Annotated in this window: 16 protein-coding genes; 12 read left to right on the forward strand and 4 right to left on the reverse strand. The window is 63.3% G+C overall.

Annotation, left to right across the window (positions count from 1 at the left end):
- Nucleotides 1–262: 262 nt before the first annotated feature.
- Nucleotides 263–1873 (forward strand): methyl-accepting chemotaxis protein, encoded by a 1611-nt coding sequence (locus IRZ56_RS00340; RefSeq protein ID WP_419183243.1) that lies wholly within the window; start codon nt 263–265, stop codon nt 1871–1873.
- A 148-nt stretch (nt 1874–2021) separates the two neighbouring features.
- Here the strand turns inward: IRZ56_RS00340 and IRZ56_RS00345 are convergent, their stop codons facing one another.
- Nucleotides 2022–3428, reverse strand: a complete 1407-nt coding sequence (locus tag IRZ56_RS00345) for a purine-cytosine permease family protein (protein WP_196143077.1) — start codon at nt 3426–3428, stop codon at nt 2022–2024.
- 315 nt (nt 3429–3743) lie between these two features.
- Here IRZ56_RS00345 and IRZ56_RS00350 point away from each other — a divergent pair, with 315 nt between their 5' ends.
- The 9 genes from IRZ56_RS00350 to IRZ56_RS00390 all read left to right on the forward strand — a co-directional run bounded on the left by IRZ56_RS00350 (nt 3744) and on the right by IRZ56_RS00390 (nt 11262).
- Nucleotides 3744–4229 (forward strand): flavin reductase family protein, encoded by a 486-nt coding sequence (locus IRZ56_RS00350; RefSeq protein WP_196143078.1) that lies wholly within the window; start codon nt 3744–3746, stop codon nt 4227–4229.
- Between the two features lie 132 nt (nt 4230–4361).
- Nucleotides 4362–5405, forward strand: a complete 1044-nt coding sequence (locus IRZ56_RS00355; protein WP_196143079.1) for an LLM class flavin-dependent oxidoreductase — start codon at nt 4362–4364, stop codon at nt 5403–5405.
- A gap of 402 nt (nt 5406–5807) precedes the next feature.
- Nucleotides 5808–6404, forward strand: coding sequence for an amino acid synthesis family protein (locus tag IRZ56_RS00360; protein WP_084853534.1), 597 nt, complete (start codon nt 5808–5810; stop codon nt 6402–6404).
- A 71-nt stretch (nt 6405–6475) separates the two neighbouring features.
- Nucleotides 6476–7309 (forward strand): alpha/beta fold hydrolase, encoded by an 834-nt coding sequence (locus tag IRZ56_RS00365; protein ID WP_196143080.1) that lies wholly within the window; start codon nt 6476–6478, stop codon nt 7307–7309.
- Nucleotides 7306–8787 (forward strand): aldehyde dehydrogenase, encoded by a 1482-nt coding sequence (locus IRZ56_RS00370; RefSeq protein WP_196143081.1) that lies wholly within the window; start codon nt 7306–7308, stop codon nt 8785–8787. The genes IRZ56_RS00365 and IRZ56_RS00370 overlap by 4 nt, the downstream gene beginning before the upstream one ends.
- 14 nt (nt 8788–8801) lie before the next feature.
- Nucleotides 8802–9287 carry a flavin reductase family protein gene (locus tag IRZ56_RS00375; protein ID WP_196143082.1) on the forward strand — a complete coding sequence of 162 codons (486 nt, stop codon included), beginning with the start codon at nt 8802–8804 and terminating at the stop codon, nt 9285–9287.
- Nucleotides 9288–9462: 175 nt separating this feature from the next.
- Nucleotides 9463–9852: a carboxymuconolactone decarboxylase family protein gene (locus IRZ56_RS00380; protein WP_012314144.1), complete on the forward strand. Its 390-nt coding sequence runs from the start codon at nt 9463–9465 to the stop codon at nt 9850–9852.
- A gap of 91 nt (nt 9853–9943) precedes the next feature.
- Nucleotides 9944–10696, forward strand: coding sequence for a GntR family transcriptional regulator (locus IRZ56_RS00385; protein WP_196143083.1), 753 nt, complete (start codon nt 9944–9946; stop codon nt 10694–10696).
- A gap of 2 nt (nt 10697–10698) precedes the next feature.
- Complete coding sequence (locus IRZ56_RS00390) at nt 10699–11262, forward strand: NUDIX hydrolase (protein ID WP_196143084.1); 564 nt, start codon at nt 10699–10701, stop codon at nt 11260–11262.
- A 91-nt stretch (nt 11263–11353) separates the two neighbouring features.
- On the opposite strand, the gene IRZ56_RS00395 is transcribed toward IRZ56_RS00390, so the two are convergent.
- Together IRZ56_RS00395 and IRZ56_RS00400 are read right to left on the reverse strand one after the other, a co-directional pair.
- The gene (locus tag IRZ56_RS00395; RefSeq protein ID WP_328303998.1) at nt 11354–11842 is read right to left on the reverse strand and encodes an RES family NAD+ phosphorylase; all 489 of its coding nucleotides are present in this window, start codon (nt 11840–11842) and stop codon (nt 11354–11356) included.
- A complete protein-coding gene (locus tag IRZ56_RS00400) occupies nt 11824–12330 on the reverse strand; it encodes an antitoxin Xre/MbcA/ParS toxin-binding domain-containing protein (RefSeq protein WP_196143085.1) in 507 nt (168 codons plus the stop codon). The genes IRZ56_RS00395 and IRZ56_RS00400 overlap by 19 nt, the downstream gene beginning before the upstream one ends.
- Before the next feature lie 257 nt (nt 12331–12587).
- On the opposite strand from IRZ56_RS00400, the gene IRZ56_RS00405 reads away from it, so the two are divergent.
- Nucleotides 12588–13940, forward strand: coding sequence for an SPFH domain-containing protein (locus tag IRZ56_RS00405; RefSeq protein ID WP_196143357.1), 1353 nt, complete (start codon nt 12588–12590; stop codon nt 13938–13940).
- Between the two features lie 49 nt (nt 13941–13989).
- Here IRZ56_RS00405 and IRZ56_RS00410 read toward each other — a convergent pair whose 3' ends face one another.
- Nucleotides 13990–14283, reverse strand: a complete 294-nt coding sequence (locus IRZ56_RS00410; RefSeq protein WP_196143086.1) for a DUF1330 domain-containing protein — start codon at nt 14281–14283, stop codon at nt 13990–13992.
- Between the two features lie 77 nt (nt 14284–14360).
- Here IRZ56_RS00410 and ribBA point away from each other — a divergent pair, with 77 nt between their 5' ends.
- The gene (ribBA, locus tag IRZ56_RS00415; RefSeq protein WP_196143087.1) at nt 14361–15473 is read left to right on the forward strand and encodes a bifunctional 3,4-dihydroxy-2-butanone-4-phosphate synthase/GTP cyclohydrolase II; all 1113 of its coding nucleotides are present in this window, start codon (nt 14361–14363) and stop codon (nt 15471–15473) included.
- The last annotated feature ends 44 nt before the right edge of the window (nt 15474–15517 follow it).

Genomic DNA, 15517 nt, shown 5'->3' on the forward strand with positions numbered 1-15517 from the left:
TGTTTGTAATTCCTTGGAGCCGCTATGCGGCCCATCGCGGGCTTGTCTCGCGATGGGCCGCATAGCGGCTTTTTCACGCGCCATGGCGCAGTAGAGCGAACATCTATCCTAGAATGATGGCACTATGTCATCACCCAATAAAAACACTATGACTGGTGAGGACTCAACGCCAACTCGCAACGCATCGAGCGCTTGGATGCGCGCCTGATCCATGCACTCGACACTGCCAACGCCAAGGAACATTCACATGCAACTTCGGAATATGAAAATAGGCATTAGGGCCGCCAGCGTATTCGCTCTATTGGGTGTGCTGGTACTGATCATGGGCCTGATCGCACTTTACGAAACCCGGAAGATGGACAGCGCCACCGACGAGATACGGGTGAACTGGTTGCCCGCGATCATCTCGCTGGGCGATATCAGCAACGGCCTGGGCCGAGCACGCGCCCTGACCCTGCGCAGCGCGCTGGAAGAGCAGCCTGCCGCGCGCAAGGTCGCCCTGGACAAGATCATCGAAATTAACCAGAAACTGGAAAAAGACCTGAAAGTATATGAAGGCACCATCGTCGACGATGAAGACCGTGCCTTGTTCAACACGTTCATGCAACTGAGCGAACGCTACCATGGGCTTCAGCAATCGATCCGAGATGCCATCGCAGCCGAGCAGTTCGACGAAGCCCGCCGACTGATCAATGGCTCCCTGGCCGAATACGCCGACAGCATGATGAAAGCGCTCGCCGCGGTCATCCAGTACAACGCCCATAATGCCGAGCAGGCATCCTTGCGCAGCAGCACGACATCCGACGAGGCCTTCGGCTTGATCGTCGGTACCTTGATCCTGATCCTGCTTGCCCTGACCGTCATCGCTACCCTTCTTACCCGCAGCATCGTCCTTCCCCTGGCAGACGCCGTGGCAGTAGCCGAGCGCGTGGCCACAGGCGACTTGACCCGCGATATCCAGGTCATCGGCCGCGACGAACCGGCCTTGCTGCTACGCGCCCTTGGACGCATGCAACAGAGCCTGCGCGAGACCTTGCGCAACATTGCCGCCGCTTCCGACCAGTTGGCCTCGGCCTCCGAAGAGCTGCACACGGTCACCGAGGACACCAGTCGTGGCCTGCACCAGCAAAGCGCCGAAATCGACCAGGCTGCCACCGCGGTCAACCAGATGACCGCCGCTGTCGAGGAAGTGGCCAACAACGCAGTGAGCACCGCCGACGCCTCCAAGGGGGCCGACCAGACCACCCGTGACGGCCGTGACCAGGTCAACCAGGCGCTGGCGTCTATCCAGCACCTGGTCAACGACGTCACCGACACGTCCGGGGAAATCGAACAGCTGGCCAGCAATGCCAATGAAATCAGCCGAGTGCTGGACGTGATCGGTGCCATCGCCGGGCAGACCAACCTGCTAGCGCTCAACGCGGCCATCGAAGCGGCCCGTGCTGGCGAGGCCGGTCGCGGGTTCGCCGTGGTGGCCGATGAAGTGCGCGCCCTCGCCCACCGTACCCAGCAGTCCACGGCGGAGATCGAGCAGATGATCAGTGGTATCCAGTCCGGCACGGAGCGCGCGGTGAGCGCCATGCACACCAGCCAGGGCCGCGCCAACGGCACGCTGGAAGTGGCCCAGTCGGCTGGTCAGGCACTGGAAGTGATCGCCGAGGCCATTGCCTCGATCAACCAACGCAACCTGGTGATCGCCAGCGCCTCGGAAGAGCAGGCCCAGGTGGCCCGCGAGGTTGACCGCAACCTGGTCAATATCCGCGACCTGGCCATGCAGACGTCGGCGGGGGCCAACCAGACCAGCGCCGCAGCCCAGGACCTGTCGCGGCTGGCGGTAGACCTGAACGCGATGGTGGCTCAGTTCAAGCTCTGAACCATTTCGGGAAAAGCCCGCTCCTGCAGGATCACGCAAACCTTACCAATGGTGGGTGTCCTGTAGGAGCGGCCTTGTGCCGCGATGGGGCGCGTAGCGGCCCTAATTGCTTACCTGACAGGCATTCGGCATTAGCCCTTCTGTCTGCTTATTCGTTGACACTCACCACCCGGCCCACCTTGGCCGGCGCCTTGCCACGGGTCGCCAGGCAGTAGTACAGCGGGCAGGTCACCAGCAGCCCGAACAGCCACGACAGGTCCGCCCCTTCCACCAGGTTCGAATACGGGCCGACATACAGCGATGTGTTGGCGAACGGCAACTGCACCAGGATGCCGCAGGCATAGGCAATGATCGCGTGGTGGTTGAAGCGCCCATAGATGCCGCCATCGGCGCGGAAGATCGAGGCGATGTCGTACACGCCCTTCTTGATCAGGTAGAAGTCGATCAGGTTGATCGACGCCCAGGGCACCAGCACCAACAGCAGCGCCAGGATCAGGCCGATGAATTGCCCGATGAAGTCGGCCGAGGCATTGAGCGCCACCAGCCCGCACGCCGCCAGAATCACCGTGGCAAGCACCACCCGTACCTTGACGCTCGGCGTCCACTGGGCCGCGAAGGTCTGGATGGCGGTGACGATCGACAGCACCGCACCGTACAGGTTGAGCGCGTTGTGGCTGATGATGTTGCACAGGAACAGCACCATCAGCACCGGCCCCAGCCAGCCCGTGGCTTGTTCCACCGCCGCCATGGCGTCGGTGCCTTCAGGCACGCACAGCACCGCCACCACCCCGAAGCTGAAGCACAGGATAGTCCCCAAGGTCGCGCCAAAATAGGTGGCCCAGAACGGCCTGGCGATACCCACTTCACGCGGCAGGTAGCGCGAATAGTCGGAGGTATACGGTGAGAAGCTGATCTGCCAGATCACCCCCAGCGATACAGTGGCGACGAACCCGGACAGGTTGAACGCGCCGCGGCTGAAGAAGTCCGCCGGCAGCGCCTGACTGAACATCATGACGAAGCCTGCCAGCAGCGCCGAGCCCATCACCCAGGTGCCGATGCGGTTGAGGGTATGGATGAAGCGGTAGCCGATCACGCCGATGGCCGTGGCGCTCAGGGCGCCGACGACGATCGCCGTGGGCATCGGCACGCTGGGGGCGATGCCATGGATCGACTTGCCCGCCAGCACGATGTTGGAAATGAAGAACCCGACATAGATCAGTGCGGTGAAGAACACGATCAGCAAGGCGCCGTAACGCCCGAACTGCCCGCGGCTCTGCACCATCTGCGGGATGCCCAGCTGCGGTCCCTGCGCAGAGGCCAGGGCGATGACCACGCCACCCAGCAGATGACCCAGCACGATGGCGAGCAAGCCCCACACCAGGTTCAGGTGGAACACCTGGACCACCATGGCACCGGTGACGATAGGCAGCGGCGCGATGTTGGTACTGAACCAGAGGGTGAACAGGTCGCGCGCCTTCCCATGGCGCTCGGCAGGGGGAACGTAATCGACCGTGTGATTTTCGACAAACTGGTGTTGCGACGACGGTTGGGACATGGTTTTCAGCTCGAAAGGTCGTTTTTTATCTTTGTAGGAAACCGCTCAAGGCGGCCTCTCAGCTGCGCACCATATTATGGTATTCCAAGCTTTTGACAACACTGCACTGTGCTTTTTCGGCGCATCTGATCCGCCTCGCGCCCCGCCTCGAAGCCTCTATTTAGCCGACAAACCCACTGAATTCGCGGCCTTGACCGTTTATCGCCTATGAACCTGTAGGAAAAATTCTGCTTGCAATCGAGGTATTACGGTATACCATCAGACACATCAACGATAAAAACGCGGACCACCGCTGCCCTACCCGAGGAACACGCCATGATCGACGCAACCGTCTACAAGAACGTCCTGGGCTCCTTCCCGTCCGGCGTCACGGTCATCACCACCCTGGACGACGACGGCTCGATCGTCGGTCTCACGGCCAGTGCCTTCTCGTCCCTGTCCATGGACCCGCCACTGGTGCTGTTCTGCCCCAACTACAGCTCCGACTCCTACCCCGTGCTGATCAAACAGAAGCGCTTCGCCATCCACCTGCTTTCCGGTGAACAGCAGGCCGAAGCCTACGCCTTCGCCAAGAAAGGCAAGGACAAGGCCGCTGGCATCGAATGGTCGCTGAGCGAGCTCGGCAACCCGCTGCTGGCCAACGCCACCGCGATCATCGAGTGCGAGCTGTGGCGCGAATACGAAGGCGGTGACCACGCCATCATGGTCGGCAAGGTGCATAACCTGATCGTGCCCGAGGAGGCGCCACGGCCGATGGTCTACTGCCGCGGCAAGATGGCCAGCCTGCCGGCCTTCGCCTGAATTACCGTTAGACGCAAGGCTCCGTGGGAGCGGGCTTGCCCGCGATCACCGGCAACGCCGGTGCCATGCAGTGATCAGATCTGACCGCCTGCCCCCAGGCAGGCGATAACAACAAGCTCCGAGGAAAACCCCATGAAATTTTCGTTGTTCGTGCACATGGAACGTTGGGATGAACAGGTCAGCCACCGCCAGCTGTTCGAAGACCTGACCGAACTGACCCTGATGGCCGAGCGCGGCGGTTTCAGCACCGTATGGATCGGCGAACACCACGCCATGGAGTACACCATTTCGCCCAGCCCCATGCCGCTGCTGGCGTATCTGGCTGCGCGCACCGAGACCATCCGCCTGGGCGCCGGCACCATCATCGCCCCGTTCTGGAATCCGATCCGCGTGGCCGGCGAATGCGCCCTGCTCGATGTGATCAGCAACGGGCGCATGGAAGTGGGCCTGGCCCGGGGCGCCTACCAGTTCGAATTCGACCGCATGGCCAACGGCATGCCCGCCACCGATGGCGGCAAGGCTCTGCGCGAGATGGTCCCGGCGGTACGCCAGCTGTGGCAGGGCGACTATGCCCACGCAGGCGAGGTGTACAACTTCCCAACCTCGACCAGCGTGCCCAAGCCGGTACAGGCAGGCATGCCGCCGATGTGGATCGCGGCCCGCGACCCGGACTCGCACAACTTCGCGGTCAAGCACGGTTGCAACGTCATGGTCACCCCACTGATGAAGGGTGACGAGGAAGTCCTGGACCTGAAAAACAAGTTCCAGGCAGCCCTGGACAACAACCCCGAGGTGCCGCGCCCGCAACTGATGGTGCTGCGCCACACCCACGTGCACAGCCCGGACGAACCGGAGGGCTGGAAGGTCGGCGCCCAGGCCATTTCGCGCTTCTACCGCACCTTCGATGCCTGGTTCGGCAACAAGACCACCCCGGTCAACGGCTTCCTCGAGCCGAGCCCGGAGTCGAAGTTCGCCGAGGTACCAGCATTCGAGCTGGAGAACATCCGCAAGAACACCATGATCGGCACGCCCGAGCAGATCATCGCGCGCATCAAGTACTACCAGGAGCTGGGCGTCGACGAGTTCAGCTTCTGGTGCGACAACAGCCTGCCTCATGCCGAGAAGAAGAAGTCGCTGGAGCTGTTCATCAAGGAAGTGGTGCCGGCGTTCGCCTGAGTTTTGTTAGTTGGGCGCAGGTTTCGATGCTGAAGCGCCTGAGAGATCGAGCGCCGCCCGCGCGGCGCATCGCGAGCTGCGCTCGCTCCTACGTTTGTGTCGGGCCAATTAATCCTGTGGGATTTTCGCGCGGACGCCTTGGCGCCTGACGCGAGACTGTGTTGTACGAACCAGGCGGTCGCGCGCGCCTGCCACAGGCGTTACTGGCCGTAAACAAACATAGGAGCGAGCGCAGCTCGCGATGCGCCGCGCGGGCGGCGCTCGATTTTCCAGACGTTAAAAATCCCGACCACTGCGCCTTTCATCCGCCCCGTCACATAAATTTCAGGCAACCTCTTGCACAACCAGTATTATGGTATACCATCAGACAACAAGAGCTGATAACCCTCACAGGAGCCCTCCATGAGTTTCGAAATCCGCAAGATCGTCACCTACTCCGAAGAGACCCGCATCGAAGGCGGCAAGGCCACCGACAAGCCGGTGACCATGGTCGGCCTGGCCGTGGTGATCAAGAACCCATGGGCCGGTCGCGGTTTCGTCGAGGACCTCAAGCCGGAAATCCGCGCCAACTGCTCCGACCTGGGTGCATTGATGGTCGAGCGCCTGTGCGCGGCGATCGGCGGTGCCGACAAGATCGAAGCCTATGGCAAGGCGGCCGTGGTCGGTGCCGACGGCGAGATCGAGCACGCGTCGGCCGTCATCCACACCCTGCGCTTCGGTAACCACTACCGCGAAGCCGTCCAGGCCAAGAGCTACCTGAGCTTCACCAACAAGCGTGGTGGCCCGGGCACCTCGATCCAGATCCCGATGATGCAGAAGGACGACGAAGGCCTGCGTTCGCACTACATCACCCTGGAAATGCAGATCGAAGACGCCCCGCGCGCCGACGAGATCGTCGTGGTCCTGGGCGCGGCCGACGGCGGCCGTCTGCACCCACGCATCGGCAACCGTTACATCGACCTGGAAGAACTGGCCGCCGAGAAGGCCAACGCTCAATAACAACAACCAGACGGGCCGGGGCGTTGCGCGCAAGCACTGCTGCCACGCCCGACCATCGAGGAGCGCCCTCCATGATTCAGCCTGTTGCTGAACGTACACCCGCCGGGACCAGCTACCTGAGCCTCGGCCAGGGCCAGCCTGTGGTGCTGATCCACGGCGTGGGCCTTAACAAGGAAATGTGGGGCGGGCAATTCGTCGGCCTGTCCAACGACTACCGCGTCATCGCCTACGACATGCTCGGCCACGGCCAGAGCCCGCGCCCTGCCGCCGATACCGACCTTGCCGGCTACGCTGCCCAGCTGGCCGAACTGCTCGACCACCTGCAGGTTGCGCAGGCCACGGTCATCGGTTTCTCCATGGGCGGCCTGGTCGCCCGCGCCTTCGCCCTGCACTACCCGCAGCGCCTGGCGGCGCTGGTGGTGCTCAACAGCGTGTTCAACCGCAGCCCCGAGCAGAGCGCCGGCGTCATCGCCCGTGCCGCCCAGGCCGCTGAACACGGCCCCGATGCCAATGCCGAGGCGGCCCTGGCACGCTGGTTCAGCCGCGAATACCAGGCGGCCAACCCGGCCCAGGTCGCGGCCATTCGTCAGACCCTCGCCGGCAATGACCCGCAGGGCTACCTGACCACCTATAAATTGTTTGCCACCCAGGACATGTACCGCGCCGAGGATCTGGGCAGCATCCAGGTACCAGCACTGATCGCCACCGGCGAGCATGACCTGGGCTCGACCCCGGACATGGCCCGCCAGCTGGCGGCGCGTATCCCAGGGGCACGCAGCGTAGTGCTGGCCGAACAACGGCACATGATGCCGGTGGAGGCGCCACGCGAAGTCAATAAGATGCTGCTGGACTTCCTCAAGCAAGCCCGCACGTTCACCGAATCCGCCAAGGGGATAGTGGCATGACCCTCGTACGTTTCCAGATGTGCATCGACGGCCAATGGTGCGATGCGCAGAGCGCCAAAACTTTCGACAGCCTCGACCCGGCGACCGCCAAGGCCTGGGCGCAACTGCCCGATGCCGATGAAGCCGACGTCGAGCTGGCCGTGCAAGCCGCCCAGCGTGCCTTCGAAAACCCGGCCTGGCGTGGCCTGACCGCCACTGCGCGCGGCAAGCTGCTGCGCCGCCTGGGCGACCTGATCGCCGAGAACAAGGAACACCTGGCCCAGCTGGAGAGCCGCGACAACGGCAAGCTGATCCGCGAAACCCGCGGTCAGGTCGGCTACCTGCCGGAGTTCTTCCATTACACCGCGGGCCTGGCCGACAAGCTCGAAGGCGGCACCCTGCCCCTGGACAAGCCGGATCTGTTCGCCTACACCGTGCACGAACCCATCGGCGTGGTGGCCGGGATCATCCCCTGGAACAGCCCGCTGTACCTGACCGCGATCAAGCTGGCTCCGGCGCTGGCCGCCGGCAACACCATCGTGCTCAAGCCGTCCGAGCATGCCTCGGCGACCATCCTGGAGTTGGCACGGCTGGCCCATGAAGCCGGCTTCCCGGCAGGTGTGGTCAACGTAGTCACAGGCTTCGGCCCCAGCACCGGTGCGGCGCTGACCCGCCACCCACTGGTGCGCAAGATCGCCTTCACCGGCGGCGCCGCGACCGCCCGCCACGTGGTGCGCAGCAGCGCCGAGAACTTCGCCAAGCTGTCGCTGGAACTGGGCGGCAAGTCGCCGAACATCATCTTCGCCGATGCCGACCTGGACAGCGCCATCAATGGTGCCGTCGCCGGTATCTATGCTGCCTCCGGGCAAAGCTGCGTGGCAGGTTCGCGCCTGCTGGTGCAGGACGAGATCTTCGACGAGTTCGTCTCGCGCCTGGTGGAACGTGCAAAGCGCATCCGCATCGGCAACCCCCAGGACGACGCCAGCGAGATGGGCCCGATGGCCACCGCTCAACAGCTGGCCGTGGTGGAAGGCCTGGTCGCCGCCGCCAAGGCCGAGGGCGCCAAGCTGCACCTGGGCGGCAAGCGCGCCGAGGTCGAGGGTGATGGCTGGTTCTATGAACCGACCCTGTTCGAGTGCGACAGCAACTCGATGAAGATCATGCAAGAAGAAGTGTTCGGCCCGGTAGCGGCGGTGATCCGCTTCAAGACCGAGCAAGAAGCCCTGGCCATCGCCAACGACTCGCAGTTCGGCCTCGCCGCCGGCATCTGGACCCGCGACCTGGGCCGTGCCCACCGCCTGGCCCGCGACGTGCGCTCGGGCATCATCTGGGTCAACACGTATCGCGCAGTCTCGGCCATGGCACCGATCGGTGGTTTCAAGAACAGCGGCTACGGCCGCGAAAGCGGCATCGACTCGGTGCTCGCCTATACCGAGCTGAAGACGGTGTGGATCAACCTCTCCACCGCGCCCATGCCCGACCCGTTCGTGATGCGTTGACCGAGGGCACGAAGATGATCGAACCAGGCATCTACAAAGACGTAATGGGCTCCTTCCCGTCCGGCGTCACGGTGGTCACCACCCTGGACGCCGACGGCGCCATCGTCGGCATCACCGCCAGTGCCTTCAGCGCGCTGTCGATCGACCCGGCGCTGGTGCTGTTCTGCCCCAACTACGCGTCCGACACCTACCCGATCCTGCGCGACAGCAAGCAGTTCGCCATCCACCTGTTGTCCGCCGACCAGACCGCCGAGGCCTATGCCTTCGCCGGCAAGGGCAAGGACAAGGCCAAAGGGGTGGAGTGGCACCTGAGCGAGCTGGGCAACCCGCTGCTGGCCAAGGCCACGGCGATCATCGAATGCGAGCTGTGGCGCGAATACGACGGAGGCGACCACGCGATCATCGTCGGCCAGGTGAAGAACCTGATCCTGCCGGCCGAGCCGGTGACGCCTATGGTGTATCACAAGGGCAAGCTCGGGGCGCTGCCCACGCTGGGTTGATTGGGCCGCTGCGCGCGCCATCGCGGGACAAGCCCACGGCTACACGACGCAGCCCTTGTAGGAGCGGGCTTGCCCCGCGATGGACTGCAACGCAGCGCCGGCACTTTCCGGGGGCCGCGCATACCCCCTCACCTTCGGTTGCGGCCCCTTTTTTTTCCACGCAGGAGCACGGCACATGAGCAACGAGAAATACGAAAAAGGCCTGCAGATACGCACCCAGGTGCTGGGTGAGGACTACGTCAATCGTTCCATCCAGAACGCCGACGACTTCACGAAGCCGTTGCAGGAGCTGGTCACCGAATATTGCTGGGGCCACGTCTGGGGCCGCGATGGCTTGTCGCTCAAAGAGCGCAGCATGATAAACTTGGCCATGATTTCCGCGCTCAACCGGCCCCACGAGCTCAAGCTGCACATTCGCGGCGCCTTGCGAAATGGCCTGAGCCGTGAACAGATACGCGAGATCCTGCTCCAGGTCGGCATTTATTGCGGCGTACCCGCGGCGGTGGACAGCTTCCGCCTGGCCCGCGAGGCGTTCGCCGAAGCCGATGCGGAGTCAACCCGTTAACAGCGGGCTGTTCGAACCACGCAAGGAGAGCGCCCCAGGTTCGTGGTGCTCCCCAGGCCGCGTCCGGGCAGCCTCATTCAGAGCGCATTCGATGAAACGCCAGCCCCTCGACGACAGCTTCAAGGTCAACCGCAACCCCGTTACCCTGCGCGAAATCGTGCTCGACAAACTGCGTGGGGCGATCATGAACTTCCATCTGCTGCCCGGCGATCGCCTGGTCGAACGCGACCTCTGCGACCGCCTCGGGGTCAGCCGCACCTCGGTTCGCGAAGCGCTACGCCACCTCGAATCCGAAGGCCTGGTGGAGTTCGCCGACGCCAAGGGCCCGCGTGTGGCGATCATCACCCTTGAAGACGCCCGCGATATCTATGAGCTGCGCTGCGTGCTCGAAGGGCTGATCGTCCAGCTGTTCACGCTCAATGCCAAGGCCAAGGACATCCGTGCGCTGGAGCGTGCCTTGGAAGTCAACCGCGAAGCCCTGGAAGAAGGCGAGCTGCAACAGGTGCTGGAGTCGGTGCAGGGCTTCTACGACGTACTCCTGGAAGGCTCCGGCAACCAGGTCGCCGCCCAGCAGCTGCGCCAGTTGCAGGCCCGCATCAGCTACCTGCGCGCCACCTCGGTGTCCCAGGAAAACCGTCGCGGCGCGAGCAACCAGGAAATGGAAAAAATCGTCGAGGCAATCAAGAGCGGCGACCCGCAGCGTGCGCACCAGGCCTCGGTAGACCACGTACGCGCCGCCGCCAAGGTGGCCCTGGACTACCTGCGTCAGAAACAGGAAGACAACGCCAAGATCCGCGACATCGTCGAACCCCTGCCCCTCAAAGACCCTCGCATAGGCCGCTGACCATGCCCCCCGCCCCGCGCTATTGCCCGCACTGCACCACGGAGCTCGCTCGGGGCATTCCCAGCGGCGACACCCATGAACGCCTGCATTGCGCCGGGTGTGGCTATGTCCACTACATCAACCCCAAGATCATCGCCGGCTGCATCATAGAGCGCGATGGCAAGTACCTGCTGTGCCAGCGCGCCATCCCTCCTCGCCCCGGCACCTGGACCTTGCCGGCCGGCTTCATGGAGGCCGGCGAGACCACCGAACAGGCCGCCTTGCGCGAGGTCTGGGAGGAAAGCGGCGTGCGCGGCGAGATCGTTTCGCCCTATTCGATCTTCAGCGTGCCCAAGATCAGCGAGGTGTACATCATCTTCCGCGCCATCGCCACGCAAGAGACCGGCCAGTACGGCCCCGAGACCCTCGCCTACCGCTTCTTCGCACCCGACGAGATTCCCTGGGACGAGATCTACTACCCTGCTATTCGCCAGATCCTCGAGCGCTACATCCTGGAGCGCCAGGCCGGGGTGTACGGTATCTACATGGGCAACGACGATACGGGCAAGGTGCACTTCATTCGTTGATGGGTTGGTATTTGTAGGGCTGCGCGGTAGCCCAATCGCCGGCAAGCCGGCTCCCACCAAGCCCCCGCAGGGCTCATATATGTGAGGCCGATCAATCCGTGCGCACCTTGAACATCCGCTCGTCATAGGCGAAATCGAACACGTCGCGCACGCGGACCTCGCGTACCGCCGGGTGCAGCGGGTTGACCACCAGGTTGCGCTCCAGTTGCAGGACTACCGAAGGTACGATGAGCCCCAGGTGGCTACGCGCTTCGAGCCAGCGAGTGCCGAACAACATGCTGGGGTTGTCGGCCGGCAACGCATCCCAGCCGGCAGGCAGCTCGTCGGCTGCAGGCTCCAGGTACAACGCCGGATCATCGGGCAGCTCGAAACAGGTGATCGTGAGTGGAAAACGTGGGCGCCCGGCGGCATGGACGAAGGTCTCCAGCGTGCAGATCGCCGGCGACAAGCCCATGTACAACGCCGGCACGTCGATCTGGTTCCAGCGCCCGCCAACGATGGCCGCGCCCCTGCCACTGAGGTCATCCGCCCGGGAAGCCTTGGCGACGCGCCAGGCCAGCATCAGACGACGCCACCCCATTCCAGGGCCACGAGCGCCCGGCGTACCTGCTTGGCGCCGATCTCGGTCTCGCACAGCAGCACCGGGGCCATGCCGCCGAGCGCATCATTGGGCCGGGACATCCAGGCCACGGCCGGCTCCTCGCCTTCGAAAACCGCCACCGCTTGATGGGTGATTTCGGCGATGCGGTCCAGGCGTTCGGACGCCACGGCATCGAGCGGCTGGTTGTCGCGCACACGGCGCTCGAGGGTCGAAATCGATGCATTGAACAATGCCGCCAGCTGTTTTTCCGGCAGGCTGAACAGGCGCTTGACTTCCTGATAGAGCCTGGCCGGCAGCCCGTCGCGGATCTGTAACAGGCGCTGGGCCTCGGTCAACTGGCCGTGGGCCTTGGAATAGCCCCAGAACGTACTGCCCGCCTCGCGGACCTCGAGCGCTGCCTTGCGCCCACCTTCGATCGTGGCATAACGCGCACGACGGGCTGGTGCTTGCTTGGTCGTCTCGATCATGCTCACCTCATTTGGTGATTCAAAAACGTCAAATGAAGGATACACCGGATCAAGCGCCTTTGCACCGGCCCTTTCCCAACCTGCTGTCGGCATTGGCCATAACGCGGTCGCCCCGCCCGCCTGAAAGCTCGTCTTCGTGCTGCACAGGCCTTGCCCACAACAGTGTGCGACGCCTCCCACAAGGAGGGCTGATCATCCCGGCAGACCCCAGCCGCGACCATCGTCAGCATGCCCGGTCTCTGGATAAGGAGCATCCCATGCATAAAAGCCCACAGGCTGAACCCGTCTTTTTACACAAGCACCGCAAGCTCATCGCCGTCATTGCCATCCCGGTGGTTGCCCTTGGTGTCCTCGCGACGCTCTTCGACAAGATATTCTTCTACAACGAGGCAGGTCAGATGACCCATGTGCGCACCATCTTCGGTGAGGAGAAAGTGGTCGAGGATGTCGGCTATGCGACCAAATGGTTTGGTCGCAGCACCATCTGGCGGCGCACCATCGGCGTTCAGTCAGCCCTGCAGGTGGATCAACAGGATGAGGCGCCTCGTGGACAAGCTGCCGTGGTTCTGCAGAACCTGCCCATCGTGTTCCTGGGCAATGTCGATGCCAAGGCTGAATTCAGCACCCAGTTTCGCCTGCCCTCAGGGGACGCATTTCTGAAAATCGCACAGGAATACCGTACGCCAGACAACTTCCTCCAGCGTGCATTGCTGCCAGCGATCAAGGAAACCCTCCAGGCCACGGCGTCGCTGATGAGTGCAGACGACTACTATGCCGGCAACCGCAGCCACTTCGGCGCTGAATTCGAGAACCAGTTACGTAACGGCCTGTACCTCACCAGCCGCAAGGAAATCCGCGTCAAGCGTGACAATCTTCCAGCGCAAACCGCCATTCTCCAAGCCGGTACGGACCAGGGCAGCTTCGGGGACAACGCCTCGACCCGTTTCGTCATCGAAAAGAAGCTCGACAAGAATGGACAGGAACTGCGCAAGCAGCAGCAATTCCGCCTGTTCGGTGTCGAAGTGGTCGATGCACGGGTCACCCATATAGACCCCAATCCGCAGTACCAGCAGCGGATGGTTCGTGTGCAGCAGGCATTGGCGGAGCTGGCTGTCGCCCGGCAGAACCGGTTGAAGGAGGAGGAAGAAAAGGAACTGGTTTCTGCTCGAGGCGCCAAGGACGTCGAGGCCAAGCGCCAAGAAAGCCTGCGTCAGCAGATCGAGCGCACCACCGAAGCCGAAACCGAAAAGCAACTCACGTTGATCAACGCCGAACGAGAGAACCGACGCGCCGAGATAGACAAGCAGACCGCCGAATTACTGCGGGACAAGGCCAGGGTCAATGCCGAAGCGACCAAAATCACCGCCGACGCCGAAGCCTACGCCCGTGAGGCCTCGCTCAAGGCCGACGGTGCCTTGCAAATCAAGCTCGAGACATTGGTGCAGATCAACCGTGCCTGGGCCGATGCAGCAGCACGAGCCCCTGTCCCGAACGTCATGATGGGTGGTGCAGAAGGTGGCATCGGGCGCCAGGATGAAATGAGCAAGCTCATGGGCATACTGGCGGCAAAGGCGGCCAAGGATCTGGCATTGGACCTCAACGCGCACTGAGTCCCGAACACACCGGTTAGGACATTGCGCCCTGTTGCGCTGTTGGCGCTCAGGGCGCAACGCCCTCGACGATGATCACTTCGGCCTTCGCCCCCCCCTGCCGATAACGGCACGCCTCCTGATAGGCCTCCGAGCGGTAGCACGCCAGCGCCTGTTCATACGAATCGAATTCGATCACCACGCTACGCTGTGGGGTAGGCCTTCCCTCCATCGCCTCGCTGCGCCCGCCACGGGCCAGCAGACGGCCGCCAAACGCGGCGAAGGCTGCCGGGGCGCGTTGGGTGTACTGCTGGTATTGCTCGGGGTCGGTGACATCCACATGGGCGATCCAGTAGGCCTTCATCCATCGCTCTCCTGTAAAAGGTTATTTGTGTATGATGGTATACCATAAAAATCACCCCACCACAGCGAGTGTGCAGCATGGCTTTCAACAGCATCGAAGAACTCCTCGAAGACTACCGGCAAGGCAAGATGGTCTTGCTGGTGGACGACGAAGACCGTGAAAACGAGGGCGACCTGCTGATCGCCGCCGAGCGCTGTGACGCACAGGCCATCAACTTCATGGCCCGCCAGGCGCGCGGGCTGATCTGCCTGACCTTGACCGACGAACATTGCCAGCGCCTGGGTCTGGAACAGATGGTGCCGGCCAACGGCAGCGTGTTCAGCACCGCCTTCACCGTGTCCATCGAGGCTGCGACGGGCGTCACCACCGGTATTTCCGCCGCCGACCGGGCCCGCACCGTGGCGGCAGCCATGGCCCCTGACGCCCGCCCCGAAGACCTGGTGCAGCCAGGCCATATCTTCCCCCTGCGCGCCCGCGAAGGCGGCGTGCTGACCCGCGCCGGGCACACCGAGGCCGGTTGCGACCTGGCCCGTCTGGCCGGCTTTGCCCCTGCCTCGGTGATCGTCGAAGTGCTCAACGACGATGGCACCATGGCCCGACGCCCGGACCTTGAGCTGTTCGCCGAACACCATGGCATCAAGATCGGCACCATCGCCGACCTGATCCACTACCGCCTGAGCACCGAGCAGACCATCAAGCGCATCGGCGAGCGCGAGCTGCCCACCGTACATGGCACTTTCCGCCTGGTGACCTACGAAGACCGCATCGAAGGCGGCGTACACATGGCCATGGTGATGGGCGATATCCGCCGCGACCACCCGACCCTGGTACGGGTGCATGTGATCGACCCGTTGCGCGACCTGGTCGGCGCCGAATATGCCGGTCCCGCCAACTGGACGTTGTGGGCAGCCTTGCAGAAGGTCGCCGCCGAAGGCGTGGGGGTGGTGGTGATCCTGGCCAACCACGAATCCTCCCAAGCCTTGCTCGAACGTGTGCCGCACCTGACCCACCCGGCCAAACCGTTCCAGCGTGGTCAGTCGAAGGTGTACTCGGAAGTCGGTACCGGCGCGCAGATTCTCCAGGACCTGGGTGTGGGCAAGCTGCGCCACCTGGGGCCGCCACTGAAGTACGCGGGGCTTGCCGGGTATGAGCTGGAGGTGGTGCAGAGTATTCCGTTTACGGGCAACTGACCTCGCCGCTGCAAAACTAAAACGCCCGGCGCGGTGCACCGGGC

It is taken from the genome of Pseudomonas guariconensis (assembly GCF_015680235.1).
Lineage (GTDB): Bacteria > Pseudomonadota > Gammaproteobacteria > Pseudomonadales > Pseudomonadaceae > Aquipseudomonas > Aquipseudomonas guariconensis_A.

What these genes read in the sequence shown, in the direction of transcription:
- IRZ56_RS00340 (WP_419183243.1), top strand. Translation starts at nt 263, where the DNA reads ATGAAAATAGGCATTAGGGCCGCCAGCGTATTCGCTCTATTGGGTGTG.
- IRZ56_RS00345 (WP_196143077.1), bottom strand. Translation starts at nt 3,428, where the DNA reads ATGTCCCAACCGTCGTCGCAACACCAGTTTGTCGAAAATCACACGGTC.
- IRZ56_RS00350 (WP_196143078.1), top strand. Translation starts at nt 3,744, where the DNA reads ATGATCGACGCAACCGTCTACAAGAACGTCCTGGGCTCCTTCCCGTCC.
- IRZ56_RS00355 (WP_196143079.1), top strand. Translation starts at nt 4,362, where the DNA reads ATGAAATTTTCGTTGTTCGTGCACATGGAACGTTGGGATGAACAGGTC.
- IRZ56_RS00360 (WP_084853534.1), top strand. Translation starts at nt 5,808, where the DNA reads ATGAGTTTCGAAATCCGCAAGATCGTCACCTACTCCGAAGAGACCCGC.
- IRZ56_RS00365 (WP_196143080.1), top strand. Translation starts at nt 6,476, where the DNA reads ATGATTCAGCCTGTTGCTGAACGTACACCCGCCGGGACCAGCTACCTG.
- IRZ56_RS00370 (WP_196143081.1), top strand. Translation starts at nt 7,306, where the DNA reads ATGACCCTCGTACGTTTCCAGATGTGCATCGACGGCCAATGGTGCGAT.
- IRZ56_RS00375 (WP_196143082.1), top strand. Translation starts at nt 8,802, where the DNA reads ATGATCGAACCAGGCATCTACAAAGACGTAATGGGCTCCTTCCCGTCC.
- IRZ56_RS00380 (WP_012314144.1), top strand. Translation starts at nt 9,463, where the DNA reads ATGAGCAACGAGAAATACGAAAAAGGCCTGCAGATACGCACCCAGGTG.
- IRZ56_RS00385 (WP_196143083.1), top strand. Translation starts at nt 9,944, where the DNA reads ATGAAACGCCAGCCCCTCGACGACAGCTTCAAGGTCAACCGCAACCCC.
- IRZ56_RS00390 (WP_196143084.1), top strand. Translation starts at nt 10,699, where the DNA reads ATGCCCCCCGCCCCGCGCTATTGCCCGCACTGCACCACGGAGCTCGCT.
- IRZ56_RS00395 (WP_328303998.1), bottom strand. Translation starts at nt 11,842, where the DNA reads ATGGGGTGGCGTCGTCTGATGCTGGCCTGGCGCGTCGCCAAGGCTTCC.
- IRZ56_RS00400 (WP_196143085.1), bottom strand. Translation starts at nt 12,330, where the DNA reads ATGATCGAGACGACCAAGCAAGCACCAGCCCGTCGTGCGCGTTATGCC.
- IRZ56_RS00405 (WP_196143357.1), top strand. Translation starts at nt 12,588, where the DNA reads ATGCATAAAAGCCCACAGGCTGAACCCGTCTTTTTACACAAGCACCGC.
- IRZ56_RS00410 (WP_196143086.1), bottom strand. Translation starts at nt 14,283, where the DNA reads ATGAAGGCCTACTGGATCGCCCATGTGGATGTCACCGACCCCGAGCAA.
- ribBA (WP_196143087.1), top strand. Translation starts at nt 14,361, where the DNA reads ATGGCTTTCAACAGCATCGAAGAACTCCTCGAAGACTACCGGCAAGGC.